This is a genomic window from Brevundimonas vesicularis, assembly GCF_044807075.1.
Taxonomy (GTDB): Bacteria; Pseudomonadota; Alphaproteobacteria; order Caulobacterales; family Caulobacteraceae; genus Brevundimonas; species Brevundimonas vesicularis_G.
In genome coordinates this window covers 73,377-100,243 of the sequence record NZ_CP085234.1, presented here as the reverse complement: position 1 = coordinate 100,243, position 26,867 = coordinate 73,377, and the positions used below count along the sequence as shown (strand labels likewise).

The window sequence follows — 26,867 nt, the reverse complement described above, 5'->3', positions numbered from 1 at the left end:
TCAAGGAGGACCCATGTGCGGTCTTAGCGGCGAGATCAATTTCGACGGACGACCGGCCCATGCCGGCGCCGTTCAACGCATGACCGATGCGCTCTCGCCGCGTGGACCGGATGGCTCCGGCATTGTTATGCGCGGCTCTGTGGGGCTGGGTCACCGCCGTTTGAAGATCATCGACCTAAGTGAGAAAGCTCAGCAGCCGATGGTGGACCCTGACCTGGGCGTGACCCTGGCGTTCAACGGCTGCATCTACAACTATCCCGAACTGCGCGAAGAGCTGCAGGGGATGGGGTTCCGCTTCTTCTCGCACGGCGACACCGAGGTCATCATCAAGGCCTGGAAGGCGTGGGGCGAAGCCTGCGTCGAGCGATTCAAGGGCATGTTCGCCTTCGTGCTTCATGAGCGCGACACCGGCCGCACCGTGATCGCTCGCGACCGTTTCGGCATCAAGCCGCTGTATCTGACCGAACAGGGCAAGCGTCTGCGATTCGCCTCGACCTTGCCGGCCCTGTTGGCGGCGGGCGACATGGACAAGACCATCGATCCCGTCGGCCTGCACCACTACATGACTTTCCATGCGGTCGTGCCGCCGCCGCACACGATCCTGAAGGGCGTAAAGAAGTTCCCGCCGGCCACCATCCGGGTGATCGAGGCGGATGGGAGGGCCAAGGACCGCCTCTACTGGCATCCCGACATGACCCGCCATGCTGAGGACGCGGCCCTGACGGCCGAGGATTGGCGCGATCGGGTCCTGGACAGCCTGCGCGAAGCCGTGAAGCGCCGCATGGTCGCCGACGTGCCGGTCGGCGTGCTGCTGTCGGGCGGAGTGGATTCCAGCCTGATCGTCGGTCTGCTGGCCGAACTGGGTCAGAAGGACCTGATGACCTTCTCGGTCGGTTTCGAGGAAGCCAATGGCGAGAAGGGCGACGAGTTCGTCTATTCCGACCTGATCGCCAAACATTACGGGACCAAGCATCACCAGATCTTCGTGCCGCATCAGCGGCTGATGGAGGCCCTGCCGGGCACCATCGGCGCCATGTCGGAGCCGATGGTCTCTTACGACAACGTCGGCTTTTACCTGTTGAGCCAGGAAGTCTCCAAACACATCAAGGTGGTGCAGTCGGGGCAGGGCGCCGACGAGGTGTTCGCCGGTTATCACTGGTATCCGCCGATGCTGGGCGCGACCGATCCGGTCGAAACCTACGCCAAGGCCTTCTTCGACCGAAGTCATGAGGCGCTGAAGACCCAGCTGAACGGCGCCTATATGGCCGACACCGACGTCAGCCGCGCCCTGGTCGAGGCTCATTTCGCGCAAGGCCACGCGGCTACGCCGGTCGACCAAGCCCTGCGTCTGGACAGCCAGGTGATGCTGGTCGACGACCCGGTGAAGCGGGTCGACAACATGACCATGGCCTGGGGTCTGGAGGCGCGCGTGCCGTTCCTGGATCACGAACTGGTCGAACTGGCCGGCCGCATCCCGCCCGAGCACAAGCTGGCGCAAGGCGGCAAGGGCGTGCTGAAAGAGGCGGCGCGTCTGGTGATTCCTTCCGAGGTCATCGACCGCAAGAAAGGCTATTTCCCCGTGCCCGCGCTGAAATATATCCAGGGTCCGTATCTGGAGATGGTGCGCGAGGCCCTGACCAACCAGGCGGCGCGCGAGCGGGGTCTATTCGACAAGACCTATCTGGACACCCTGTTCGCCAATCCCACCGAGCACATCACACCCCTTCGCGGCTCCGAGCTCTGGCAGGTCGCAGTCCTGGAAATGTGGATGCAGCAGCATGGCGTCTGATATCCGCCCCGAGCGATCAAAGGCGCATCGGCTGAAACGTCTGCGGCACGAGGGCCTGAAGCCCCCGGTGCAGTCCGGGGAGGGACCGACCCCCGATGCCGTGCTGGACTGCGGCTGGGGCCGACTGCTGTTCGCACAGACCTTCGAGACGGCGGAGCCGTTGGTCGAGGCCCTGCGCGCCGAGGGGCCGGACCGGCGCGACATCGCCTTCTATGTCCGCAGTCCGCACGTCCTGCTGGCCTCGGCGCCGCAGGAGCTTTTCCTGGATCCGTCGCACACCTATCGGCTGGAACTGGCGACCTATCGCACCAGCCGACGTCAGCCCCGAGGCTTCACCGTGCGCCGGCTGACGTCGGAAACGGATGCGCAGGCGGTCAACGACATCTACGCCAAGCGCAAGATGGTGCCGGTCCCGCCTGACTTCTTCTGGTCGCATCGGGACGACCGGACCCTGACTTATTTCGTCGCCGAGGACACCGTGACGGGGGCTGTGATCGGCACGGTGACAGGCGTCAATCACGCCCGCGCCTTTCAGGATCCGGAATGCGGTTCTTCGCTATGGTGCCTGGCGGTCGATCCCCAGGCGACCCAGCCGGGCGTCGGCGAGGCCCTAGTCCGGCGTCTGGCCGAGCACTTCAAGACCCAAGGCTTGGCGCACATGGACCTGTCGGTCATGCACGATAATGACCAGGCCATCGCCCTGTATGAGAAGCTGGGCTTTCGGCGGGTTTCCTTCTTCGGGGTCAAGAGCAAGAACCCGATCAACGAGGCCCTTTTCGTCGGCCCGACCGATGACCACGACCTAAACCCCTATGCCCGGATCATCGTCGACGAGGCGCGTCGGCGCGGCATCCACACCGAGATCATCGACGCTGAGGGCGGGCTGTTTCGCCTGAACTGGGGCGGTCGGTCGGTGCGGTGTCGTGAAAGCCTGTCGGAACTGACTTCGGCCGTCGCGCTCAGCATCTGCGACGACAAGCGGATGACGCGCCGCATCGTCGAGGCGGCCGGCGTGCGCGTGCCCGAGCGGATCGATCCCGAGAACCCCTCGGCCATCGACGATGCCCTCGTCCGGTTCGGGGCTCTGGTGGTCAAGCCGGCGCGGGGTGAGCAGGGGCAAGGCGTCGCGGTCGGCATGACGACGATGAGCGAGGTCCAGACGGCTCTGGTCCGGGCGCGCCGCATCTGTTCCGAGGTTTTGGTCGAGGAACAGGTTCAGGGCGAGGACCTTCGGCTGGTGGTGATCGACTACAACGTCGTCGCCTGCGCCTTGCGTCGTCCGCCGCGCGTCGTCGGCGACGGGCGCTCGACTTTGCGCGCCCTCGTCGAACACCAAAGCCGTCGTCGCGCTTCCGCCACCGGTGGGGAATCCACCATCCCGATCGACGCCGAGACGGAACGCACCCTGGCCGAGGCCGGCTATCGTCTCGACGACGTGGCGCCTGAAGGTGCCGAGGTTCTGGTGCGCAAGGCGGCCAACCTGCATCTGGGCGGCACCATCCACGATGTCACGGAAGAGGTGCATCCCGCCCTGATCCGCGCCGCCGTCGCCGCCGCACGCGCCATCGACATTCCGGTCACCGGCATCGATTTGATGGTGAAGTCGCCGCGCGAACCCGACTACGCCTTCATCGAGGCGAACGAGCGCCCCGGCCTGGCCAACCACGAACCCCAACCGACCGCCGAGCGTTTCGTGGATCTGCTCTTTCCACTGTCCGCACCGGCCGCTGCACGGACGTTTCCGCGATCCGAAGCCTGAAGGAGGCCCCTTGGCCCGCCCCGCGATAGACCTCGACTACCTGAAGGCCCGCCTGGCCGACCTGCTGAACACGCCCAGCCCGACCGGCTATACGGACGAGGCGGTCTGGCTCTTGTGCCGCGAACTCGAGCGGCTGGGCCTCGACTATGAGATGACGCGTCGCGGCGCCCTTCGCGCCCGCCTGCCGGGCCGTACGCCAAAACCGGCGCGCGCAATCGTCGCTCACGTCGACACCCTGGGCGCCCAGGTCAAACAGGTGAAGGAGAACGGCCGACTGGAACTGGTCGCGATCGGTCACTGGTCGTCACGTTTCGCCGAGGGCGCGCGGGCGACGATCTTCTCCGAGAGCGGCGCCTATCGCGGCACCATCCTGCCGTTGAAGGCGTCCGGCCATACCTTCAACGAAGAGGTGGACACCCAGCCGGTGAACTGGCGCCAGGTCGAGCTGCGCATCGACGCCGTGACCCACGGCCGCGAAGACACCCTGGCCCTGGGCGTGGATGTCGGCGACATCGTCGCCATCGATCCGCAGCCCGAGTTCATCGATACTGGCTTCATCGTCTCGCGCCATCTGGACGACAAGGCGGGCGTCGCCACCCTGTTGGCCGCGCTGGAATGCATGATCCGCGAAGGGCGCACGCCGACAGTCGATACCTGGTGGCTGTTCACGATCGCCGAGGAGGTCGGGCTGGGCGCCTCGTCCGTGCTGATTCCGGATGTCGCCGCCATGGTGACGGTCGACAATGGCACGACCGCGCCCGGCCAGAACTCCTCGGAGTTCGGCGTCACCATCGCCATGGCCGACCAGACAGGCCCCTTCGACTGGCACCTCTCACGCAAACTGGTTCAACTGGCCCGCGACCACGAAATCCCGCACCAGAAGGACGTCTTCCGATACTATCGCTCGGACTCGGCCTCGGCCTTGGAAGCCGGCGCCGACATCCGGACCGCCTTGGTCACCTTCGGCATCGACGCCAGCCACGGCTACGAACGCATTTACGAGAGCGCGCTGGAGGACCTGTCGCGCCTGCTGATCGCCTATGCCGAAAGCGACGTCGAAATCAGCCGAGACGCCAAATCGCTGAGCGGGGCAAAGGGCTTCACGCACCAGCCTGTCGGCGAAGAGTTGGATTAGCCCTTAAGGGATCGCATTCGCTCAGCTCGCCTCAACTTACGTAAGGCTGCGTTCGACATGTCCGCTGATGGCGCGAGGCCGTCATCACAGCGCCGACCAGTTGATCGCTTGTGATTTATCGATAAACCACCCAGCGAGCATTTGTGAGCTCCCAAGCTCCGTCTCTGACTAGCCGGCCGCCTGAGCGCGGTCGGCCTTTCCTCCAAGAGTTCGCGTCATCGATCGATCAGCCCTCGCAACTCGACTGGCCTTCGCAGCCGCCGGCATCGGACTGGCGAGTTGGGCTCCGTTGGTGCCGTTCGCCAAGGCGCGGCTCGCCGTGGATGATGCCCAGCTTGGGCTGCTTTTGCTTTCGCTCGGCATCGGGTCCGTGCTCGCCATGCTGGCCACCGGACCGGTGAGCGCGCGATGGGGACCTCGGCCGGTGATCATCGCCACCGCTCTGGTCATGGCCGTCCTTCTGCCCTGCCTAGCCATCACTCCGACCTTTGTCCTGACCGCAGGGGCGTTGTTCGCGTTTGGCGCAGGACTGGGCTCGTTGGACGTGGCCATGAATATCCACGCCGTAGAGGTCGAGAAGCGCGCTGGCCGAAATCTGATGTCGGGTTTCCACGGCCTGTTCAGTGTCGGCGGCGTGTTCGGCGCCGGCCTGGTGACGGTCGCGCTGACCTAGGGCGCGTCGCCCCTGGTCGCCGCGCTTGTCCCGGCTGTTCTGATCGGCGTGCTCACCATGCTGGTGTCAACCACATTGCTGGACCTGAGCAGCGCGAGCGGCTCCCCCCTGTTCGCCGTGCCCCGCGGCCTCGTCCCGCTGCTCGCGATGTTGGCGGCGATTACCGTCCTCGCCGAGGGAGCCATCACTGACTGGAGCGCTCTCTTGATCACGACCGGTAGACCGGTCGATCTCAGCCTAGGCGGCCTAGGTTATCTGATTTTCGCGACCGCCATGAGCATCGGCCGCTTCACGGGCGACGCGATCGTTGACCGGTTCGGTGACTTCCGCGTGATGCTGGTCGGCGGCGCTGTCGCGGTCGCCGGTTTTGTCGCCTTGCTGTGCGCACCGGCTTTCGCCGTGGCTGGCGTCGGTTTTGGTCTTATCGGCCTGGGCGCTGCGAACCTCGTGCCCATCCTGTTCCGCCGCGCCGGCGCCCAGCAAGCAATGCCGCCCGGCTTGGCTGTGGCCGCCATCACGACGACGGGTTACGCGGGCGTGTTGCTTGGCCCTGCCGTGATCGGTCTGATCGCCGACCTCGCCAGTTTGCGCACCGCCTTCTGGCTGATAGGCGGGCTGATGCTTCTCGTACCGCTGTGCGCGGCCATCGTGATCGGAGCGGCGACCCGCCGATAGCCAGAGGGAAAGCCATATCGAGGCGAAGCCGCCGAGCCGTTACCCTCGCCGATGTCGCAAGCCATGCAGGCGTCTCGACCATGACCGTCTCCAACGTTCTGGACGATGGCGGCCGGGTGGGCGACGCGACCCGGAAACGGGGCCTGCGCTCAACATCTGCTCTCAACTATGTGCCGAACGTCGCCACCGCCCGATTTGCGGTGCGCAGCTGTCGCGGGTTGGCCTGCTGTATTCGGGTATCGAGTCCGTCTTCCTCAACACGCTGGTAGCGGCGATCTCGACCGAAGAGGCGGCCCGGGGACTACAACTTCTTCTTCGGCCGATCTCCGGAACCGATCCGGAGACGGCGCGGATCAAGGCCGAGGAGACTGTCAAGGCGGGCGCGGAAGCGCTGATCCTTGTCCCGCCGTTCGCAGAGTTGCTCGCGACTGCCACCGCTTTGGAGGGCATTACGACTATCCGCGTCGACAACGCGTCTGCCATTCGTGAACTTACGGACAGGCTTCTGGCCCAAGGCCATCGGCGCATCGGATTCGTCTCCGGGCCCGACAGTCATTCCGATAGTCAGGCACGTCGCGCCGCGTTTGACCTCGCCGTCGCTTCGGGCGGTCGCCCGATCGGGTCTGAGCTGATCTACGTTGGAGATTTCACGTTCCGATCCGGTCTCGACGCCGGCAATCACTTTCTGGATCTGGCGGAGCCGCCGTCTGCGATCATCGCGAGCAATGACGACATGGCCGCCGGCGTGCTGTGGGTCGCAAACCAGCGGGGCATGACCGTGCCGGACGAACTCGCGGTAACCGGCTTCGACGACACCCTCCTGGCCACCCGGGTCTGGCCCGCCCCGACCACGGTTCGCCAGCCGATCACGAAAATGGCGGGGCTCGCTCGATCAGCTTGGCCGCGCCCATCGCGGCATCTCCGATCCCACCGAAATTCTGGTTCCTCATCAGATCATCGTGCGCGGATCAACGGACGCTTCGGGTCCAGAATCGTGATTTATCCCTAAACCACGCATCAAGTCGTCCGAGGGAGCTTCGCCACCATGACGACCGAGCCAACGACCGACATCACCAGCGAGGGCAAGGCGCACTATGTCGTCCTCGACGGCCTTCGCGGAGTGGCCTCGATTATGGTGGTCGTCTTCCACCTGTTCGAGGCCTGGTCGCATGGCGACCGCCGTCAGCAGATCATCAACCATGGCGACCTGGCGGTGGACTTCTTCTTCATGCTGTCCGGGTTCGTGATCGCGTACGCCTATGACGATCGTTGGGGCAGCATGTCCCAATGGCAGTTCTACAAGCGCCGGCTGGTCCGGTTGCAGCCGATGATCATCGTCGGCGCCGTCCTTGGCGCAGCGCTGTTCGCCTTCCAGGACTTCTCGATCTTTCCGAAGGTCGGCGCCGCGTCGTAGTGGCAGGTGGTGGCGGTGATGTTGGTGGGCTTCACCATGATCCCTTTGCCCCGGTCAGCCGATATTCGCGGCTGGACCGAAATGTACCCGCTAAATGGTCCGGCCTGGTCTCTGTTCTACGAGTATGTCGCCAACGTCCTTTATGCTGTCGGTCTTCGAAAGCTTTCGAACCGATGGCTGGGCGGCCTGGTCGCTGTGGCGGCAGTCGCTCTGGTCTACCTTGCGGTCTTCGGCCCGCGCGGCGATCTGATCGGCGGGTGGGGCATAGACGCCGTCGGGATCCAGACGGGCCTAACCCGGGTGACGTTCCCGTTCCTCGCGGGCGTGCTCCTGTTCCGGCTCGGCCGCTGGATCGAGGTCAGGCACACCTTCGGTCTGTGTAGCCTGGCGCTGATCGCCGCGCTCGCCTTGCCGCGTTTCGGAACCGCAGACGAGCCTTGGATGAACGGGGTTTGCGAGGTGCTGTGCGTGATGCTGCTATTCCCGCTCATCGTGGCGATGGGGGCTGGCCAGACGCGCGCGACGGGTTGGTCGGTCAAAGTCGCCCGGGTGTTTGGTGACCTGTCCTACCCGCTCCACATCACCCACTATCCGCTGATATACATCTACACCGGCTGGGTCGCCGATCAGCAGCCATCCGTCCTCGTGGGCACGCTCGTGGCTGCGGGAGTTCTGGCGCTCACGAACCTGATCGCTTGGGCTAGCGTCCGGTTCTACGACGTTCCCGTGCGACGCTGGCTTGGGGATCGACTACTGAGAGCGCCGATCATAAGGCAAACCTGAGGATCCTGAGGGCCAGTCCCTGGACTGGTCGCGATGTCTGCTATCGGCGCGAAGCTGACTTAGCCTCGTGGCAGAACGCCTCGTTCCTTCAACCACGTCTCCAGTAGCCTGGGCCAGACCGTATCGGGGCTGTGATCCCTCCGTAGGCCGAAGGCATGGCCGCCGGTGGAGAACAGATGCACCTCGGCTGGGACTCCTGCCTGATCCAGCGCCCTAGCGTAGAGTGTGCTGTTGCAGATTTCATTTGTCGGATCGTCCCACGCGGCAATCAGAAAGGTCGGCGGGGCGGCGTTTGTCACCTTCAGCGCCGGATCAAAGACGCCATCTCTACGGCAGATGTGGCCCGGGAAAAAAGCGATGGCGAAATCAGGTCGGCTGCTGATCCGATCTATTTCATCCACGGGCGGATAGGCAGGCTCCAGGATGTTGCTCGTCTGTGCGACAAGATATCCTCCGGCCGAGAAGCCCATGACCCCGATCTTGGCGGGATCGATCTGAAGTGCTCGCGCTTGCGCGCGGACCAATCTGATGGTGCGCTGCGCGTCCTGGAGCGCGCGAGGAACCCGCGGCGTCACGGCCCGGCCGAGCTCGTCATCCCAGTAGTGATTGCTGCGGGGAACACGATACTTGGACAGGATGCAGGTGACGCCTCGAGCGGCGATCCAGTTGCAGATCTCCGTCCCTTCGAGCGTCACGACCACGGCGCGGAACCCACCGCCGGGGAAGACGACGATCGCGGCGCCAGTGTTTCGGCCCAGGGGCGGGAAGACCGTCATCGTAGGTTCGGTCACGTCGAACACGGCTTGTGAAATGTCGCCGTCGACGGCTTCGGGCGTATTGCGCGTCAGGACGCTCTCGGAGGGCTGTGTCACGTCTTCCATGTCCGGCGCGCCATTCGGCCAGATCGGAATCTGGCGCGCCCCGTCAGGAGCCTGCCATGCGCCTGTCGCCCGGCCCTCCACGACAGCCTGCTTCGATGCAACGGCAGGACTGCGCGTGACGGCGAAGCCGCTCGCGAGCGCAGCCGCCCCGATCACGCTCGCCAGAGCCAGCCATGTTCGCCGCACCATCACACCTATCCGTTGAGGGAACGCTCGGTCGACGATTACGCGCTTATTCTTCAGCAAGAAAGATTCCAAGGCGGATAAGGCTGAAACGTCTCCCCCGGACCAGTGGGTGGCGCTGTCCGCGCAGGCCTAAGCGGGCGTCGCCGAGCAAAGACATCAAATGTCCGGTCGCGGGCGATGGCTGGATGTCCGCTCATGGCGCGAAGCAGAGGCCCGCTTCGAAACGCTCTTCAGCGGCTGGTCTTCGCCACGGTGGCGATGGATGATCCCGACTTGAATTAAGAGGACCTCGGTGCCCGCGCCACCCCCTTTTTGCAGCTGTTCGCTCTGACGGTCTGCGGATATCTGATGGCCCGCCAGAAAGAAGTTGCGATCGCGCGCCTGACATCGGCGGAGACGGCTTCGACGCATCTGAAAGCCAAGCTCACAACAACGCGGTTCTTCATCGAACAGATCCTGCCAGAGACGGAAGGGCTCTACGGCGCGGCTCGGTCGTCGGCGCGCGATCTTCTGGCGTTGTCAGCGGCCTGAGCATCGGCCCAACTAGTTTGAGCCTTCTGGAGCGCAACCATAGTGGTCCGTTGGCTCGCAACGCGGGGACATCTACCGGCCGAGTGACCTAACGCGCGACTGCTCCGAAGATCTCCGACCGGGTGTATGCTAATGGCGAAGTCGGGTTGATCCAGATTGCTGGCTCTTTCTTTCTTCTGGTGACCATATGGTGACCAATCGCCTTGCGTATCTTCGAGAGCTGCAAAAAGCTAAACAGAAGCAAAGTGGTAGGACCGGAATAGGCTGTATCGAATATCCTTTATTGGGACATCGAGCTGCGAACCCTAGGGGCGCAGGACGGCGACGCCCGGGCGGGCGGTTTCGGCGCGGCGACGGCGCAGGCGGCGATCCAGCCGATCGATCTCGGCCAGGGTCATGTTCGGATGGCGGCGGAAGGCTTGGCGCAGCTGTTCGATCCGTCCGGGCGCCCAGGCGGCGGCGACGCCGGTCGCGCCCGCCAGGAAATCGATGATGGAGACGCTGCGGCCGGTCAAGGCTTGAAGCAGTTCGGCACCGAAGGCGGCGGCGATGACATAGAGGGCCAGGTCGTCGCGGCGCTGGTTCGGCGCGATCAGGAATAGGCCGCTGGCCACGCCATAGAAGGCGATGACGTGGGCGGCCTTGTCGTTCAGGCCGAAGACCTGTTCCAGTCCCTGGAACGGTCCCAGCATCAGGACGGCCATGCCCAGCGCCGCCAGGGCGAAGAAGAGGCGGGCGGCCATGACGATGCGGCGGGGCGTGAGCATGAAGGCGGGTGTCCGTGACCTTGATCCGCCGTCATCCTGCATCGCCGTCCGCCAAGATGCGGTGAAGCGACGTGCTGAACGCTTTACGAACAGACTATCGCAGGATCGCCCAATCCAGGGCGTGGACCCGGTCGCGTCCCAGGGCGGCGGCCAGGGGCGGGGCGGCGAACAGGTCGGCGATGGCGGGGTCGCGCACGTTCAGCCCGCCGGTGAAGGCGCCGAAGGCCGGCAGGACGATGCGCGATCCGTCCGTGACGAAGCAAGGGCGACGCACGCCGCGCCCATAGGCGGCGACCTTGGCGGCGGGGTGAAGGTGGCCCGCGACCTCGCCACGCCGGTCGTCGTCGGCGGTCAGCGCCTCCGGCTCGTGGGTCAGACGCAGCGCGCCCAAGGCCATATCGCCGACGATCCGGCCGGGCAGGCGGGACGCCGTGTCCGCATCGCGAGCGAGCGCCTCGCGGTCGTGATTGCCCTCCAGCCACAGCCAGTCGCGCCCCGCCGCCAGCCCGTCCAGCCGCGCCCGGTCGTCGGCCGCCATGCGGGGAATGGCCTTGGTGTCATGGAAGCTGTCGCCCAACAGCACGACCACGGCCGGGTTCAGTTCGACAATCTCGGCTTCCAGCCTGTCCAGCGTGGCGCGGCTGTCATAGGGCGGCAGAAGCTGGCCGCGCACGGCAAAGGCCGAGCCCTTTTCCAGATGCAGGTCCGCGACGATCAGCGCGCCGTGGGCCGGAACCCACATCGCTCCGGAACAGCGCAGCACACAGGCCTCGCCCGCGATCCGCACGCTCAGCGAACCGCAGATCTTGCGGGCCGGGGACAGGGTTTGGCGCAGGGCGGCGTTCATGCGGCCGCTTCTGGCTCGGCGTCATCCATGACTTCGGCGATCAGCAGGTCGGCGCTTTCGTCCAGGATCATTTCGGCGGCGTCTCCGCTGACCCGCTCGCGTCCGATCTGGACCAGCACGGGCACGCAGAAGGGCGAGGCGCGGCTCAGGGGTTGGTGGCGGATGCGTCCCTCGATGCGCGCCAGCATCTGGCCCAGGCGCGCCACGTCCAGCAGGCCGGATGCGGCGTCCGCGCGGGCGGTCTTCAGCAGCAGATGGTCCGGTTGGTGGCGGCGCAGCACGTCGTAGATCAGGTCGGTGGAGAAGGTCACCTGCCGGCCGGTCTTTTCGGCGCCGGGCTGGCGGCGTTCGATCAAGCCCGAGATCAGGGCGCAATTGCGGAAGGATCGCTTCATCATGAAGCTTTCCTCCAGCCAGGCTTCCAGGTCGTCCCCCAGCATGTCCGGCTGGAACAGGGCGTCCAGATCGATCGTGTCCATCGGCTTGATCGACCAGATCGCCAGCGAATAGTCGGTGACGACGAACCCCAGCGGCCCGACGCCCATCCGATCCAGACGCCGGGTCAGCAGCATGCACAGGGTGGTGTGGGCCAGATTGCCCTCGAACGGATAGGCGACCAGGAAATGCCGACTGCCGCGCGGGAAGGTCTCGACCAGCATGGATTCGGCGTCGGGAATGACCGAGCGGGTCTCCTGCAGCTCCAGCCATTCCTGCACGTCGGGCGGCAGGACGCGCCAGTGGTCGCGGTCGTGCACCATATCGCGCACACGGTCGGCCAGGGAGGTGGACAGCGGGAACTTCGACCCTCCCCAGGACGGGATCTTGGGGTCCTTGTCATTGGCGTGGGTGACCAGGGCGTCGGTGCCCGTGATGCCTTGGAAGGCCCAGATCTGGCCGGCGAACTGGAAGGTGTCGCCGGGCGTCAGCTGTTCGAAATACCATTCCTCGGCCTCGCCCACCTTGCGGCCGCCGATCAGCTGGCGCGAGGCGCCGCCGCGACGGCTGGCGACCCGGACATTCAGCGTGCCGGCTGAGACGATGGCCCCGACGTTCATGCGGTGGCGCTGGGCGATATGCTGGTTTCGGACCTTCCAGCGGCCGTTTGGCGTGCGCACGATGCGGGCGAACCGGTCGTAGGTGCGCAGCGCATAGCCGCCGGTGGCGACGAAATCGACCACCTCCTCGAACTGCTCCCACGTCAGGTTGCGATAGGGGCCGCAGCCGGTGATCTCGTCGTACAGGACCTGCATGTCGAAAGGCTCGGAACAGGCGACGCCCATGACGTGCTGGGCCAGGGTGTCGAGCGTGCCGATATGGACCGGCTCCCAGTCGAAGGCGTTGTCGGCGACGGCCTCGCGCGCCGCCTGGCACTCCAGCATCTCGAACCGGCTGGCGGGCACCAGGAGCGCGCGCGACGGCTCGTCCAGCCGGTGGTTGGCGCGACCGATGCGCTGGACCAGACGGCTGGAGCCCTTGGGCGCCGCCATCTGGATCACCAGGTCCACATCGCCCCAGTCGATGCCCAGATCCAGCGTCGAAGTGCAGACCACGGCCCTGAGATCGCCGCGCGCCATGGCCGCCTCGATCTTGCGCCGCTGCTCGGCCGCTAGTGAGCCGTGGTGCAGGCCGATGGGCAGGTTCTCGTCGTTGATGGCCCACAGCTGCTGGAAAACGAACTCCGACTGCCAGCGGGTGTTGACGAAGATCAGCGCCAGGGTCGAACGCTGGATGGCGGCATAGACCTCCGGGATGGCGTGCTGGCCCGTATGGCCCGCCCACGGCACCTTGCCCTCGGAGATCAGCACGTCGATGACCGCCGGCGCGCCAGGGTCGCCGCGGACGAGGGTCACCGCGTCAAGAGCCACTCCACCGCCTTCGGCGGTCCCCCTCCCCATGGCATGGGGAGGAGACAGGTCGGCCGGCGTCTCCCCCCCGCTTTGCGGGGAGGGGGACCGCGAAGCGGTGGAGGGGTTCTTCGTCTCCGCATCGCCCGGCGCCAACCATCCCCGGATCAGATCGGGATCCTCGATGGTCGCGCTCAGCCCCACCCGGCGCATATCGGGGGCAAAGCTCTGCAATCGCCCCAGACCCAGAGACAACAGGTCCCCCCGCTTGCCGCTCCAGATCGCGTGCACCTCGTCCAGCACCACGCATTTCAGGTCGGCGAAATAGGACCGGGCGCCTTCCCAGGCGCAGAACAGGGCCAACTGCTCGGGCGTGGTCAGCAGGATGTCGGGCGGAAAATCACGCTGTCGCTGGCGCTTGGATTGTTTCGTGTCGCCGGTGCGCGTCTCGACGTGGATGTTCAGCCCGATCTCGCGGATCGGCGTCATCAGATTGCGCTCGACGTCCGTCGTCAGGGCCTTCAGCGGCGACAGATAAAGCGTATGCACCCCCGACCCCGGCCCGGTCGTCGGCTTCGGTCCGCGCTCGGCCAGGTCGATCAGACTGGGCAGAAAGCCCGCCAGCGTCTTGCCGCCGCCGGTGGGCGCGACCAGCAGGGCGTGGCGGCCGGCCTCCCCCGCCGCGACCATCTCCAGCTGATGCCGCCGGGGCGCCCAGCCGCGCGACGCGAACCAGTCGGCGAACAGGAGAGGCAGCGTTGCGGGAGCGGCGGCGGTCGTCACGGCCGGGATATAGCATGTTCCCGTTCCGTTTCAGCCCCAGGCTCGCTATCTATCGGACGTGTCCGACGAATCCGTACTCTCCGAAACCCGCCTGACCGGCGCCCAGCCGTGGGCGGACTTGCCGCCAGCGCTCGCCACGCCGCCGGGCGCAGGGGCGGTTTGCGACGAGGCGGGGGCCAGGAAGATCGGGCGCGGGGCGGCCGAGGGATTCTTCAGCACTGGGCCGGTGATGGCAGCGCATGCGTCGCTGACGGCGCGCCGGTTGGGGCTGACGCCGCCGCCGCGATCGACTGATCTGATGGACGTGCTGGAGCTTTACGCCTTCGTTCGGCCGGCGCGCTTCTGTGCGCCGTCGCCGACGGGGCTTGCGCTGTCGCTGGGTCTGGCCGAGCCGAAATCGGCGGAGGAACAGGCGGCAGCCCTGCGCGAGGCGGCGGGGCTGCTGCTGCGAGAACTGGCTGATCCGACCTATCCGGAGCGCGAGGCGGCCTATGTCCTGGCGCTGACGATGCAGCGGGCGGGCTGGGCCTGGGGCGAGCGGGTGGTCCAAGCGCTGGAGGCCGGCGGCGTGCGGGCTCGCCAGCATCGCGGGTCCGGCATGGATGTCTGGTCGCGGCTGACCGAATGGGAGGACGAGGCGCCGCGCGGCGAGGCGGGATCGGCCCCGGTCGACAGCGAGAGCGCGCGCATCCGGCTGGAGAAACTGCTTCAGGCCTCGGGCCTGGACGAGACGCGACCGACCCAATCGGACTACGCCGCCGAAGCCGCCTTTGCTTTTTCGCCGAGGAATGAAGAGGGGCGGCCCCGCATGCTGCTGGCCGAGGCGGGGACCGGCACGGGCAAGACCCTGGGCTATCTGGCGCCCGCCTCCCTATGGGCCGAGCGGAACCAGGGAGCGGCGTGGATCTCGACCTATACCCGCGCGCTGCAACGCCAGATCGACCGTGAAAGCCATTCGCTGTGGCCCGATCCGGCCGAGCGCAAGAAGAAGGCGGTGATCCGCAAGGGGCGCGAGAACTATCTGTGCGTCCTGAACCTGCAGGACATGGTGCAGGCGGCCCAGCTGGGGAATGGCGACCTGATCGGCCTGGCGCTGGCCGGGCGTTGGGCGCTGCATACGCGCGACGGCGACATGACGGGCGGGGACTTTCCCGGCTGGCTGCCTGGCCTGTTCGCCATGCCGGCCGCCCATGCGGCGGGGGCGGCCAATCTGGTGGATCGGCGCGGCGAGTGCGTCCACGCCGCCTGCCCGCACTACCGCACCTGTTTCGTCGAAAAGACGATCCGCGCCAGCCGCCGCGCGGATCTGGTCATCGCCAACCACGCCCTGGTTCTGACTCAAGCCGCTTTCGATGGGGCGCGCTCGGCGCGGGGCCAGAAGCAGGATGGTGAGACGGCGGCGCTGAAGCGGATCGTCTTCGACGAGGGCCACCACCTGTTCGACGCCGCCGACAGCGCCTTTTCCGCCTGCTTGTCGGGCCAGGAGGCGGCCGAACTGCGGCGCTGGATCCGGGGGCCGGAGGGGCGGGGGCGTCGCGGTCGCGGGCTGGAGCAGCGGCTGGGCGACATGGTCAACGACAATGAGGCGGCGATGAAGGCGCTGCAGGACGCCATCCGCGCCTCGGCCGCCCTGCCGGGCGAAGGCGTGTCGGGCCGCGTCGCGCCAGCCTCGGGCGAGGTCAACCCCATCGGCCCGATCGAGGCGTTCCTGGCCGCCGCCTTGGACCAGCTGCGCGCCCGCACGGCGGAGACCAATACGTATGGCGGGCCCGAGTTCGGCATGGAGTGCGCGCTGAAGCCGGTGACCGATCCGGTCGCCGAGACGGCGCGCGCGGCGGCCCAGGCCCTTGCCGCCATCGAGGCGCCGTTGCTGGCCCTGTCGCGACATCTGGAAGACATCCTCGACGACGAGGCGGCCGAGCTGGATGGGTCGCAGCGCTCGCGGATCGAAGGGGCGCTGCGCGGGCTGGACCGGCGCGCGCGCATGACCCTGCCGGGATGGCGGTCGATGCTGGCGGCGCTGGAGGATGGGGGCGATCAGCCCGATCCCGATTTCGTCGATTGGCTGTCGGCCGAGACCGCGTTCGGCCGCATCCACGACGTGGCGCTGCGTCGCCACTGGATCGACCCGACCGTCCCGCTGGAGGCCGCCGTGATCGTGCCGTCGCACGGGGTGCTGGTGACGTCGGCCACCCTGTCCGATCCCTTGCAGGAAGACCCGTTCGACTTGGCGCGGATGCGGACCGGCTCGGCACGTCTGATCGAGCCCCCCCGCACTTTGAAGGTTGAAAGCCCGTTCGATTATGCGGCCAACAGCCGGGTCATCGTCGTCAACGATCTGGTCAAGGACGATCCGCGGCAGACGGCGGCGGCGATGCGCGAACTGTTCCTGGCGGCGGGCGGCGGGGGGCTGGGCCTGTTTACCGCCATTCGCCGATTGAAGGCAGTCTATGAGCGGCTGGGGCCGGATCTGGCGAAGTCGGGCGTGCCTCTGTATGCCCAGCACGTCGATCCGCTGGAGGTCGGGGCGCTGGTGGATATGTTCCGGGTCGAGGAAAATTCCTGCCTGTTGGGCACCGACGCCGTGCGCGACGGGGTTGACGTGCCTGGACGGTCGCTGCGGGTCCTGGCCTTCGATCGTGTGCCATGGCCGCGCCCGGACCTGCTGCACAAGGCGCGGCGCGAACGGCTGGGAGGGAAGGGCTATGACGATGCCCTGGCCCGCGCCCGCCTCGCCCAGGCGTTCGGCCGGCTGATCCGGCGCGGCGACGACAAGGGGGTGTTCCTGATGCTGGACGCCGCCACCCCCACCCGCTTGTTCGCCAGTTTGCCGCCCGGGACCGAGGTCCAGCGCATGGGCCTGGCCGATGCGGTCGAACTGACCCGCAGTTTCCTGAACCCCGAGACGACTTAGGATGTCGAAAACTACGCCCGCCACCGTCGCCCTGACCAAGGCCGGCGTCGCCTTCGCTCTGTTTCCCTACGACTATGATCCCGACGCGCCGCGCGTGGGATTGCAGGCCGCCGAGGCGCTGGGCGTGGCGCCCGAGCAGGTGTTCAAGACTCTTATGGTCCTGGTCGACGGCGCTCCGGCTTGCGTCATCGTGCCGTCCGACTGCGAGGTCAGCATGAAGAAGCTGGCGGCGGTGCTGGGCGGCAAGTCGGCCCAGATGATGAAGCCGGCCGACGCCGAACGGCTGACAGGCTACAAGGTCGGCGGGGTCAGCCCGTTCGGCCAGCGAAAGGCCGTGCCCACTGCGATGGACGAAACCGCCATCCTGTTCGATCAGGTCTTGATCAACGGCGGTCAGCGGGGGTTGCTGCTGGGCCTGGCGCCGGAGGATGCGCGTCGCGCGGCGCAGGCGGTGCTGGCCGACCTGACCGCCTAGAAGCGCCAGGTGCGGCGCGCTATAGGTCCGGCATGACCGACGCCTCGACGACCAAGCGACACAGCCGCAAGGGCCTGTATGCGCCCTTCATCCTCGTGCTGATCGCGCTGACGGCCTGGACCGGATGGTGGATCTTCCTGACGCGCCAGATCGATACGCGGCTGGAGGCCCAGGTCCAGACCCTGCGTCAGGACGGTTGGGACATCCGCTTCGCCGACAAGTCCATCAACGGCTGGCCGTTTCGCACCCATGTGGCGTTGACGAACCTGATCGTTCAGGCGCCGTCGGGCCATGCGATCAAGGCGACCGAACTGACTGCGGAGGCCAACGCCTATCAGCCGACAAAATGGGTCGTGGTGGCCCCGCAAGGCCTGATGTTGACCCGCGCCGGCAAGGGCGAGGTCGCAGTCAGGGGCGACGCCATCCGCATGAGCGCCAGCGGCATCGATCAACGCTGGCCCAACCTGGCGCTGGAGATGTTCAATCCGGTCTTCACGGCCCAGACCGGCGCGGAACCCTTCCCCATCGCTCGCGCGGCGCGGATCGATTTCTACGCCCGGCCGCATCTGGAGGGCTCGACCGCGCCGACCGACGACGTCGATGTCATGTTCCGGCTGGTGGACGGGCAGGGGCGAGCGGACGGCCCCGTCGAAGGCTTCGCCCAGGATGGCCGCCTGACGACCCAGCTGGAGGCGGAGATCGGCCAGGCCAGCCTGCTGAAGACCGGCGGCGACGCGGCGGGCGTCTTCTCGGCCTGGACCAAGGCGGGCGGGACGTTCCGCAATGTGCGCGGCGATCTTCAGGCCGGCGACAGCCGTGCGACCCTCTCCAGCGATGTCTTGCGAGCCGATGCGAACGGCCGGCTGACCGGCCAGGTCCAGCTTCAGGCGCAAAAGCCTTTGCCCGCCCTGGCCGGCCTGATGGCGACGCGTCAGGGGCCGGTCAACCGGATCGGCGCGGCCGGGGCCGCTGCAGCAGCGGGCGCGGCCGAGGCCACGGGCCAGGAGCAGTTGCCTCTGACGCTGGTTTTCCGCGACGGCCGCACCTGGCTCGGCCCCTTCCCGCTGGCCCCGGCGCCCAAGCTGTTCTGATGGCCCTGCTGGACGAACCCGAAGCCGACGACGCCCTGCTGGCGCTGGATCGCGCCCTGGCCGAGGCGGTGCGGGCGCGGATCGCCGCCGGTCCGCGCGACCGAGCCGACGCCTCGGCCATCGCCTTGCGTCAACTGTTGGACGGCGCCTCGCCCGATGAGGCTGCGGCGGTCAAGGCGGTGTGGGGCCGGATCGAGATGGCGACCGGACCCGCGCTGGTCGTCTGTGGCGGCGTAGCCCAGGCCCTGGCCACGGACCGCTATGGCCTGCGGTCGCGGCCCCTGTCCGCCGCCGAGGCGTTGAAGGCGGCCGAGACGGGCTCGCGCGCCGTGATCGACCTGTCGCCCGACCGGCCGTGGTGGGGCCGCCTGCTGGCGCGGCCCGAACTGAAGATCGTCGCCGCCCTGCCGGACGATCGGCGCGGACGGCCCCAGGCCTTCGTAGTATCCAAAGAGACATCCGGCCCCACGGGCGACGACCGCAGCTTCTGGGTCACCGACAGCGGCTGGTCCGAGACCAAGATCGTGGACGCCCTGGGCGACGCGGGACTGGTCGCCGATCCGCTGGCGACGGCGGGCGGGTTGAAGCTGTTCATGCTGACGGGCTATGTGCAGGTCGACGACGGGCGGCTGAAGAGCGCGCCCGGACGAATGAGCGGCGTGATCGGCGCCGCCCCCATCTTCTGAGATCAAGGCTTTCCATGACCGACGCGACCGCGCCACACGGCCCTGCCCCCAAGCCCGGCATCCTCGACATCGCACCCTATGTCGGCGGCAAGTCGTCCATTGCCGGCGTCGCCGACCCGATGAAGCTGTCCTCCAACGAGAACATGCTGGGCGCGGGCGAAAAGGCGCGCGCGGCCTATGAGGCAGCGGTCAAGAATATCCACATCTATCCCGACGGCCGGGCGACCAAGCTGCGGAACGCTGTGTCGGAACTGCACGGGCTGGAGCCCGAGCGGCTGATCTTCGGCAACGGCTCGGACGAGGTCTTCGCCCTGTTGAACCAGACCTATCTGACGGCGGGCGACAACATCGTCTGCGGCCAGTACGGTTTCCTCGCCTACCGCATCAGCGCCCTGGGTTGCGAGGCCCAGGTCAAGCTGGCGCCCGAGCCCGACTTCAAGGCCGAGGTCGATGCGCTCCTGGCCCAGGTCGATGACCGGACCAGGATCGTCTACGTCTCCAATCCGTCAAACCCGACCGGCAGCTACAATACGGGCGAAGAAATCCGCCGCCTGCACGCCGCCCTGCCGGCCCACATCATCCTGGTCGTGGACGAGGCCTATGCGGAATATGTGACCGAGGCCGACTGGGAAACCGCCTTCCCGCTGGCCAAGGACGCCGAGAACATCGTCGTCACCCGCACCTTCTCCAAGATCCACGGCCTGGGCGGTTTGCGCATCGGTTTCGGCTATGCGCCGCTGAAGGTCGCCGAGGCCATCGACCGTATCCGCCTGCCGTTCAATGTCTCGGTGCCGGGGCTTGAGGCCGCGACGGCCGCCCTGTCGGATGAGGCGCACCAGACGGCGTCGCGCGATCTGATCTCGAACTGGAAGCCGCGCCTGACCCAGGCCCTGCGCGGCTTTGGGCTGAACGTCCTGCCCAGCGCCGGCAACTTCGTGCTGGTGCTGTTCGATAGCACCGACCGCGCCGCCGCCGCCAACGACTATCTGAACACCAAGGGCATCATCGTCCGCCCCGTCGGCGGCTACGGCCTGCCGCAGGCCCTGCGCATCACCATCGGCACGGAAGACCAGAACCGCGCCGTCATCGACGCGCTGAGCGAGTTCGCGGCCACCTGATCAAAGGGCAAGAAGCGGCGGCCGCATTCGCAGCCGCCGCCTTGCTATCAGCCGCCGAAGCGACGGGCGATGAAGACGCCGGTCCGTACGGCGTCGTCGCTTTGCGACAGGGGGCTGTCGGCCACGTCGCCCAGGCGGCGCTCATAGTTGATCAGGCCGCCAGCTCCCCATTTGTCGCCGACCGGGACCAGCAGGACCAGGCTGGCGCCCGCGCCCTGCAGGCCGCCGCCCGGGGAATAGGCGCTGATGCCGTTGGCGGCCGCCTCGGCGGTGCTGACGCCATAGTAGGCGTCGGCCAGTTTGGAATCGCCGCCGCGTACATAGACCGAGGCGTTGAGCAGGCCGACCGACGTCACGCGCTGATGACCGACGGAGGCGTGGTATTCCGTGCCCTCGCTGACGTCTGACACGTCGCGGCTGATCCGACCGCCGACCACTACATTGCCGGGCAGACGCTTGTAGGCGTAGGCGGCCAGATCCGCGCCGAAGCCCGGACGATCCAGCGTTAGGCCTTCGATATCATCGGCCGAGAAGCGCGGGCGCAGTTGCAGACCGGCGCGGAAGTCGTCGGTCTTGATCGCGTTCCAGCCCAGGCCGTCGATCGGGTTCAGATAGACTAGGTCGCGATAGTTGGCCGAAACCCACGGGGCGACCGTCGTCTTGGAGCCCGTGTCGCCGTTGGAGTCGTTGCGATAGAGGGCGCCCGCTCCGAGATCTACGGTCCAGTTCTGGGGGGCGGGCCGGACCTGCTCATACGGCTGCGACTGAGCCAGGGCGGAGCCGGCGACGGCGGCGAAGGCGACGGAGAGCAGAAGGGAACGAAGCATCGGACGATTTCCATTGAACGCGCCCGAGCGGGGAGGTCAGGCCGGTCCAGAATGCGCAAGCTGGGCCTTTGGCTCCAGCAGCGCCAACGACGCCGTCTCTATGCGACTTTCCAGCAACGCCATCATGGCGCCGCGCTTCAGCTGTGCCGGAATCGGCTCAAGGAATTCGAACACGACCGTTCCGGGATACCGGCGGAAGCCGTGCGCCGGCCAGTGGACGCCGGAGTTGGTGGCGACGGGCCAGCAGGGGCCTTCCAGATCGCGGTAGATGGCGGCGACGCCGGGCTTGTAGTCGCCCGGCACGCCCGGATCGTTGCGCGTGCCCTCGGGGAAGATGACGATCTGGCGGCCTTCGGACAGGCGGTCGCGCGCCTGTCGCGTCATGTCCTTCAACGCCTTGGCGTGGCCCGCGCGATCCACAGCGATCATCTTCGACTTCCAGGCGAACCAGCCGAAGAAGGGCAGGGGCATCAGTTCCTTCTTCATCACGAAACAGGCGTCGGGCAGGACGGCCAGCAGGGCCACGATGTCCAGCATCCCCTGGTGTTTGGACGCGATCAGGGCGGCGCCCGACGGGGCGTGCTCCAACCCGCGCACCTCGACCTTGACCCCCGCGATCCAGCGCAGGCCGAACAGGACGATGTTCGCCCACAGCTTGCACACGCCCTGCACATAGCGGTGCGGCGCCAGCAGGACCGGCGACAGGCCGATGGCGATGATCGGCATCGACAAATAGAGCCAAGCGGTGAAGATCAGGGAACGCAGGGTGTTCACTTAGGGCGCGGCCTTTTCTTCAGGGGCGGTTTCGGTCTCGGCCGCGACGGCGGCGGGCCGATCGCGGGTGATGCGACGCACGCCCTCACGGCCCAGGACGGCGAGGTATTTCATGTATTCCAGCGTCATCCGACGCGCGGTCACCGCCGCCCGCCACCAACGCGCATTGTCCAGCGACGGGGTGGAGATGGCGTAGGGCGTCAGTTTCACGCCCGGCAGCTGGCCCCGGATTTCGACCAGAGAACGCGGCATATGATAGTCGGAGGTCACGACGATCAGGCTGCGGTAGCCCTTGGCGCGGCTCCAGGCGGCGATCTCCTGAGCGTTGCCGACGGTGTCCTCGGCCTCGAAGCCCAGGTCCACGCAGCAGTTGAACAGACGGCTGGATCCCGGCGTCAGCTCGCGCAGCTCCTGGCGACGCACCTCGCGATTGACGCCGGAGATCAGCACCCGCTCGCCCTTGCCCTGTTCCAGCAGGCGGATGGCGGTGTTGACCCGTTCGGACGACGGACCGGTCAGGGCCACGATGGCGTCGGCGCGGGCGGGGTCGTCGGCGGGCGTCAGCTCGCGCACCCGGTGGGCGAAGGCGAACAGGCCGACCAGCCAGATCAGACCGGCGATGAAGATGACGCTCAACAGTCTCATGCGCCCCCTCCCTCTGTCGGCCGTCCTGAAGCCAGCATTCGCATGGCGGCGAATCTCGCCGCGAGAACGGCAACCGTAGCCGCGAGCAGCGGGCAAGGCGAGAGCAACGCCAGGTCGCTCCAGCTGATCGGCAGGGCCGTCGTCAGGCCGCCCGATCCGCCGATGAACCGCAGGAGGATCAGAAGGACCGCCGCCAGCCCGCCGCCGATCGCGCCCGCGCCAGCCGCCATCAGGCCGAACCGCCGCTGGAACAGCCAGGCGATGGCGCCGTCGGTCGCGCCGTTCAGGCTCAGGGTCTCGATCACGCCCTGACCGGCCGCCAACCCCGCGCGGGTCGCATAGGCGATGGCGGCGGCCGCAGCGAAGGCGACGGCCAGGAAGGCGGCGCCGGCCAGGACGGTGATCATGTCGGCGGACCGCTCGACTTCGCCGCGCCACAGGCTGTGATCGTCCACCGTGGCGTCCAGCCCGGCCTCGGCCAGGGCGCGGCTGAGGGTGACGGCGCTGGCCGGCGCCTGGGCGTTCAGCCGCACCGTCACCAGATGGGGCAGGGGCAGGTCGGGCAGGACCGCGTCGCCCAGCCAGGGGCGCAGCAGATCCTCCGCCGCCTTGCGGCTGAGGGCGGCGGCCTCTTCCACCCCATCGACGCCGGACAGGGTCTCGGCCGCGCGGGCGGCGGCGGTGTCGCCGGTTTCGCCGACGCGGGGTCGGACCTGCACCGTGGCCTCGGCGCCCAGCTGTCGGGCCCAGCCGTGCGCGGCGCGGTCGGCCGCGGAGGCGGCGACCGCGGCGAGGCAGGCCAAAAAGCACAGAACGGCGATGACCGTCATCAGCCACGGCTCGCCGGCCGCGGCGGGCGGCAGCAGGCCGGGCCGACGGCTGGAGAGGCTGAAGTCTGACAGACGGATCATGCGGCGGCCCGCGAGGGTTCGCTGAGCTGTCCGGCCTCCAGCCTCAAGACGCGCGCGCCCGACCGCTGGGCCAGGGCCTCGTCATGGCTGGCGATCAGGACGGTGGTCCCCAGTTTGTTCAGCGACTGGAACAGCCGCAGCAGCTTGTCGGCCATGACGGCGTCCACGCTGCCGGTCGGTTCGTCGGCCACGATCAGGCCGGGGCGGGTGATGACGGCGCGGGCGATGGCCAGTCGCTGCTTCTCACCGCCGGACAGGGCGGGGGGACGGGCCTCCATCCGGCGACCCAGGCCCACCCATTTCAGCATCTCACGCACGTCGTCGGCGTACTCGGCCTCGGATCCGCCCGCGAGACGCAAGGGCAGGGCGACATTGTCGAAGGCCGACAGATGATTCAGCAGGCGGAAATCCTGGAACACCACGCCCATCCGCCGTCGAAAGGCCGGGATGTCGCGACGATCGATGCGCGTGACATCCGATCCAAACAGGCGGAGGGTTCCCGTCCGGGGTTGGTCCGCCAGCGTCAGCAGACGCAGCAGCGAAGACTTTCCGGCCCCGGACGGCCCGGTAAGAAAGTGGAAAGAGCCGCGCGGCAAAATGAGGTTAACGTCCCGCAGCACGTCGGGCGCGCCGACATAGCCGAAGCCGACGCCAGACAGGCGAACGGTCTCGGTCATAGCGGCGGGTTCGGCGGGCGAGGACGGCATGGTATGTGTTTCAGGAACAGGGCGCGGCGTCGCGCCTTACGGGAGGGGGCGACAGCCTCGCAGTCAGCCACATGATACTGACCTGCCCCGCCTGCGCCACCAGCTATTTCATACGTGACGAAGCCATAGGCCCTGAAGGCCGAAAAGTGCGCTGCCAATCGTGCGGCGAAGTCTGGCGCGCGACGCCCGACGAGCCGCTGGAACTGACCCTGACGCCCGAGCCGACGGTCGCCGCCGCCACGCCTGCAACCTCGCCCGAACCCGACCCCGCGCCGACCGCAGCCAGCCTGGCCGAAACGCCGGCGCCGGAACTGCCTCGCGCCTTCCGCGCCCGCGCCGATCGCCAGAAGAAGCTGCGCCGTGCCGCCACCCAGGGGGTGATCTGGGCGAGTCTGGCCAGCGTCTTCATCGGCCTGATCGTTTCGGCCTTCCTGTTCCGGGTCGAGATCGTCCAGGCCTTCCCCCGAGCCGCTTCGGCCTACAAATTCTTCGGCGCGCCGGTCAATCCGGTCGGGCTGGACTTCGAGGCGCTGACGGCCAAGGCTGCGCCGAACCATCCCGGCATGGTCGTGGTGTCCGGCGCCATCCGTAATGTGCGCGACGTCGAGATCGTCTCGCCGCCGATTCGCGTGGCCCTGCTGGACGCCGCCGGCGCCGAGGTCGGGTTCAAGATCGTAAAGATCGACGCGGCGCCGGTCCTGCCGGGCAAGGTCCAGGGCTTCGCCGCCCTGATCCCCGATCCCGGTGGCCATGGGGCGGGGATCGGCGTCGACTTCGCGCCGGCCAGCCCTGAGACCGCCAAGCCTATCGCTGAACACGGCGGACATGATGCCAAGGCCGCGCCCGCTCACGAAGCAGAGCCGGCGAGCGAGACCGCCAAGGGACTGCGCTCGGCGACGGCGCCGGGCGCCGAGGCGCCGAACACGGCCGCGCCGATCGACGCGCGACCCGTAGGCGCTGTGGACAAGGGGCATGGTGAGGCGGTATCGGCCTCGCATCATGGCTGATCCTTCCCCGACGCCGACCGTTCTTCTGTCCGAGGCCGAGGTGGCGCGCATCGTCGCCGACCTGGCCCAGCGCATCGCGCCCGTCGTCGACGACGATACGGTCGCCGCCGTGCTGCTGACCGGCGGCCTGTGGTTCGCCGCCGATCTCACTCGCGCCCTTTCGCGCGTCGGCCGCAACGTCCGTTTCGACGCCCTGTGGCTGGCTTCGTACGGCGACGACAAGACCAGCCGCGGCAAGATCGACGTCTATGCGCCGTTCCAGCGCCCGATCGCCGGACGAAAGGTCCTGATCCTAGACGACGTCTTCGACACCGGCCTGTCTCTGGCGGAAGCCGTGCGCATCGCCAGGGACGCAGGCGCGTCCGAAGTGTTGACCTGCGTCTTCGCCAGAAAGCCGTGGCCCAAGCCCCGCGCGCCCGAACCGGACTTCGTCGGCTGGGAGGCGCCGAACCGCTTCCTGGTCGGCTATGGCCTCGACAATGCGGGCGGTCTGCGGGGCTTGCCCGACATCTGCGCGTTGGACTGACATCGGGTTCGCGACAGCGGGGATAATCCGTCCGGGGCTGAATTTCCGCCCGGTTCGGCGTTGACTCTCCGACTCCCTTCCGTATATGTCGCCGCTCTTCGCCGCCGGGGCCCTCTCCGGGGGCGTATCTTTTTTTGCGTTTGCGCTGAGGCTTCAACATGTACGCGGTGATCAAGACCGGCGGCAAGCAGTACCGGGTCCAACCGGGCGACACCATCGTCGTCGAAAAGCTCGACGGCGACGCCGGCGCTGAGCTGAAGTTCGACAGCGTCCTGATGCTGGGCGGCGACAAGGGCGTGACCCTGGGCGCCCCCCTGATCGACGGCGCCTTCGTCGGCGCGACCCTGGTCGAGACCCGCAAGGGTGAGAAGATCAAGATCTTCAAGAAGACCCGTCGCCAGGGCTATCGCCGCACGAACGGCCATCGCCAGATGGAATCGGTCCTGCGCATCACTGGCATCGAAGGCGCCGGCGAGACCGCCAAGTGGGACGGCAAGGTCGATCTGACCACCAAGGCCGAGATCAACCTGCGCGCTCGCAACCTGGCCGCCCGTGACGCCACCTCCTCGCTGGGTTCGACCGAGACGGTCGTGACCGACGTGGACGGCGCCGAGGTCAAGGGCGTCGTGGTCGAGAGCTCGGCTCCCGCCAAGAAGGCCCCGGCCAAGAAGAAGGCTGCGCCCAAGGCTGAAGCCGCCGGCGACGAAGCCTAAGACATTCACCGGCGCCTCGGCGCCAGACCTAAGTTACGGACGCGCTCAAGTAGGCCTGAAGGCCGGTAGCGCACCAAGAAAGTACGGAGCGGCAAGATGGCTCACAAGAAATCCGGTGGTTCGTCGCGTAACGGTCGCGACTCCGAGTCGAAGCGCCTTGGCGTGAAGAAGTATGGCGGCGAGCGCGTGCTGGCCGGCAACATCATCGTGCGCCAACGCGGCACCACCTTCCACGCCGGTGAGAATATGGGCATGGGCCGCGACCACACCCTGTTCGCCCTGACGAACGGCGCTGTGAAATTCACCACCAAACGTGGTGGCCGTTGTTACGTGTCGATCCTCGCGGCCAATGACGACGCCGCCCAGGCGATGGCCGCCGAGTAACGCAGTCTGGACCTTCCCGGAT

General features: G+C 67.4%; 26 protein-coding genes and 1 pseudogene. 18 read left to right on the top strand and 9 right to left on the bottom strand.

What is annotated here, in order from left to right; genetic code table 11:
- Positions 1 to 13 precede the first annotated feature (13 nt).
- The 8 genes and pseudogenes from LG306_RS00485 (at position 14) to LG306_RS00450 (ending at position 8,228) form a co-directional block, all read left to right on the top strand.
- Complete coding sequence (locus LG306_RS00485; RefSeq protein WP_404417039.1) at positions 14 to 1,789, top strand: N-acetylglutaminylglutamine amidotransferase; 1,776 nt, start codon at positions 14 to 16, stop codon at positions 1,787 to 1,789.
- Entirely contained in the window at positions 1,779 to 3,548 is a 1,770-nt protein-coding gene (gene ngg, locus LG306_RS00480) for an N-acetylglutaminylglutamine synthetase (protein ID WP_404417036.1), read from the top strand. Before LG306_RS00485 ends, ngg begins: the two co-directional genes overlap by 11 nt.
- Positions 3,549 to 3,558: 10 nt before the next feature.
- Entirely contained in the window at positions 3,559 to 4,683 is a 1,125-nt protein-coding gene (locus LG306_RS00475; protein WP_404417033.1) for an osmoprotectant NAGGN system M42 family peptidase, read from the top strand.
- A 292-nt stretch (positions 4,684 to 4,975) separates the two neighbouring features.
- Positions 4,976 to 5,356, top strand: a complete 381-nt coding sequence (locus LG306_RS00470) for an MFS transporter (protein WP_404417030.1) — start codon at positions 4,976 to 4,978, stop codon at positions 5,354 to 5,356.
- A gap of 57 nt (positions 5,357 to 5,413) precedes the next feature.
- On the top strand, positions 5,414 to 6,031 hold the full coding sequence (locus tag LG306_RS00465; protein WP_404417027.1) for a hypothetical protein: 618 nt from the start codon (positions 5,414 to 5,416) through the stop codon (positions 6,029 to 6,031).
- Positions 6,032 to 6,111: 80 nt separating this feature from the next.
- Positions 6,112 to 6,300 carry a hypothetical protein gene (locus LG306_RS00460; protein ID WP_404417024.1) on the top strand — a complete coding sequence of 63 codons (189 nt, stop codon included), beginning with the start codon at positions 6,112 to 6,114 and terminating at the stop codon, positions 6,298 to 6,300.
- Between the two features lie 149 nt (positions 6,301 to 6,449).
- A complete protein-coding gene (locus LG306_RS00455; protein ID WP_404417021.1) occupies positions 6,450 to 7,040 on the top strand; it encodes a substrate-binding domain-containing protein in 591 nt (196 codons plus the stop codon).
- 36 nt (positions 7,041 to 7,076) lie between these two features.
- Positions 7,077 to 8,228, top strand: a pseudogene (locus LG306_RS00450) (acyltransferase family protein).
- A gap of 59 nt (positions 8,229 to 8,287) precedes the next feature.
- Here LG306_RS00450 and LG306_RS00445 read toward each other — a convergent pair.
- Entirely contained in the window at positions 8,288 to 9,298 is a 1,011-nt protein-coding gene (locus LG306_RS00445; protein ID WP_404417018.1) for an alpha/beta hydrolase, read from the bottom strand.
- A gap of 309 nt (positions 9,299 to 9,607) precedes the next feature.
- Here LG306_RS00445 and LG306_RS00440 point away from each other — a divergent pair, with 309 nt between their 5' ends.
- Positions 9,608 to 9,826: an acyl-CoA dehydrogenase C-terminal domain-containing protein gene (locus LG306_RS00440; protein WP_404417015.1), complete on the top strand. Its 219-nt coding sequence runs from the start codon at positions 9,608 to 9,610 to the stop codon at positions 9,824 to 9,826.
- A 305-nt stretch (positions 9,827 to 10,131) separates the two neighbouring features.
- On the opposite strand, the gene LG306_RS00435 is transcribed toward LG306_RS00440, so the two are convergent.
- The 3 genes from LG306_RS00435 to LG306_RS00425 form a co-directional block, all read right to left on the bottom strand.
- On the bottom strand, positions 10,132 to 10,593 hold the full coding sequence (locus LG306_RS00435; RefSeq protein WP_404417012.1) for a hypothetical protein: 462 nt from the start codon (positions 10,591 to 10,593) through the stop codon (positions 10,132 to 10,134).
- 94 nt (positions 10,594 to 10,687) lie between these two features.
- Positions 10,688 to 11,440, bottom strand: a complete 753-nt coding sequence (pdeM, locus tag LG306_RS00430; protein WP_404417009.1) for a ligase-associated DNA damage response endonuclease PdeM — start codon at positions 11,438 to 11,440, stop codon at positions 10,688 to 10,690.
- On the bottom strand, positions 11,437 to 13,974 hold the full coding sequence (locus LG306_RS00425; protein WP_404419595.1) for a ligase-associated DNA damage response DEXH box helicase: 2,538 nt from the start codon (positions 13,972 to 13,974) through the stop codon (positions 11,437 to 11,439). Before LG306_RS00425 ends, pdeM begins: the two co-directional genes overlap by 4 nt.
- Before the next feature lie 151 nt (positions 13,975 to 14,125).
- On the opposite strand from LG306_RS00425, the gene LG306_RS00420 reads away from it, so the two are divergent.
- From LG306_RS00420 to hisC, 5 genes are read left to right on the top strand one after another with little or no spacing between them, the layout of a single operon-like run.
- Positions 14,126 to 16,981, top strand: coding sequence for an ATP-dependent DNA helicase (locus LG306_RS00420; protein ID WP_404417006.1), 2,856 nt, complete (start codon positions 14,126 to 14,128; stop codon positions 16,979 to 16,981).
- A 1-nt stretch (position 16,982) separates the two neighbouring features.
- The gene (ybaK, locus tag LG306_RS00415; RefSeq protein WP_404417003.1) at positions 16,983 to 17,456 is read left to right on the top strand and encodes a Cys-tRNA(Pro) deacylase; all 474 of its coding nucleotides are present in this window, start codon (positions 16,983 to 16,985) and stop codon (positions 17,454 to 17,456) included.
- 32 nt (positions 17,457 to 17,488) lie between these two features.
- On the top strand, positions 17,489 to 18,547 hold the full coding sequence (locus LG306_RS00410) for a DUF2125 domain-containing protein (protein ID WP_404416999.1): 1,059 nt from the start codon (positions 17,489 to 17,491) through the stop codon (positions 18,545 to 18,547).
- Positions 18,547 to 19,233, top strand: a complete 687-nt coding sequence (locus LG306_RS00405) for a hypothetical protein (protein ID WP_404416996.1) — start codon at positions 18,547 to 18,549, stop codon at positions 19,231 to 19,233. Before LG306_RS00410 ends, LG306_RS00405 begins: the two co-directional genes overlap by 1 nt.
- A 14-nt stretch (positions 19,234 to 19,247) precedes the next feature.
- Entirely contained in the window at positions 19,248 to 20,351 is a 1,104-nt protein-coding gene (hisC, locus tag LG306_RS00400) for a histidinol-phosphate transaminase (RefSeq protein ID WP_404416993.1), read from the top strand.
- 47 nt (positions 20,352 to 20,398) lie between these two features.
- Here the strand turns inward: hisC and LG306_RS00395 are convergent, their stop codons facing one another.
- From LG306_RS00395 to LG306_RS00375, 5 genes are read right to left on the bottom strand one after another with little or no spacing between them, the layout of a single operon-like run.
- Positions 20,399 to 21,178, bottom strand: a complete 780-nt coding sequence (locus LG306_RS00395) for a MipA/OmpV family protein (protein WP_404416990.1) — start codon at positions 21,176 to 21,178, stop codon at positions 20,399 to 20,401.
- Between the two features lie 36 nt (positions 21,179 to 21,214).
- Positions 21,215 to 21,952 (bottom strand): lysophospholipid acyltransferase family protein, encoded by a 738-nt coding sequence (locus tag LG306_RS00390; protein WP_404416987.1) that lies wholly within the window; start codon positions 21,950 to 21,952, stop codon positions 21,215 to 21,217.
- Positions 21,953 to 22,597 (bottom strand): YdcF family protein, encoded by a 645-nt coding sequence (locus tag LG306_RS00385; protein ID WP_404416984.1) that lies wholly within the window; start codon positions 22,595 to 22,597, stop codon positions 21,953 to 21,955. It abuts the gene before it with no gap.
- Entirely contained in the window at positions 22,594 to 23,508 is a 915-nt protein-coding gene (locus tag LG306_RS00380; RefSeq protein WP_404416981.1) for a cell division protein FtsX, read from the bottom strand. Before LG306_RS00380 ends, LG306_RS00385 begins: the two co-directional genes overlap by 4 nt.
- Positions 23,505 to 24,215: a cell division ATP-binding protein FtsE gene (locus tag LG306_RS00375; RefSeq protein WP_404416978.1), complete on the bottom strand. Its 711-nt coding sequence runs from the start codon at positions 24,213 to 24,215 to the stop codon at positions 23,505 to 23,507. The genes LG306_RS00380 and LG306_RS00375 overlap by 4 nt, the downstream gene beginning before the upstream one ends.
- Before the next feature lie 71 nt (positions 24,216 to 24,286).
- On the opposite strand from LG306_RS00375, the gene LG306_RS00370 reads away from it, so the two are divergent.
- The 4 genes from LG306_RS00370 (at position 24,287) to rpmA (ending at position 26,845) form a co-directional block, all read left to right on the top strand.
- Positions 24,287 to 25,222, top strand: a complete 936-nt coding sequence (locus LG306_RS00370) for an MJ0042-type zinc finger domain-containing protein (RefSeq protein ID WP_404416975.1) — start codon at positions 24,287 to 24,289, stop codon at positions 25,220 to 25,222.
- Positions 25,215 to 25,748 (top strand): phosphoribosyltransferase, encoded by a 534-nt coding sequence (locus LG306_RS00365; RefSeq protein ID WP_404416972.1) that lies wholly within the window; start codon positions 25,215 to 25,217, stop codon positions 25,746 to 25,748. Before LG306_RS00370 ends, LG306_RS00365 begins: the two co-directional genes overlap by 8 nt.
- Before the next feature lie 158 nt (positions 25,749 to 25,906).
- Positions 25,907 to 26,461 (top strand): 50S ribosomal protein L21, encoded by a 555-nt coding sequence (gene rplU / locus LG306_RS00360; protein WP_017506418.1) that lies wholly within the window; start codon positions 25,907 to 25,909, stop codon positions 26,459 to 26,461.
- A gap of 96 nt (positions 26,462 to 26,557) precedes the next feature.
- Positions 26,558 to 26,845: a 50S ribosomal protein L27 gene (rpmA, locus tag LG306_RS00355; RefSeq protein ID WP_039244031.1), complete on the top strand. Its 288-nt coding sequence runs from the start codon at positions 26,558 to 26,560 to the stop codon at positions 26,843 to 26,845.
- Positions 26,846 to 26,867 lie beyond the last annotated feature (22 nt).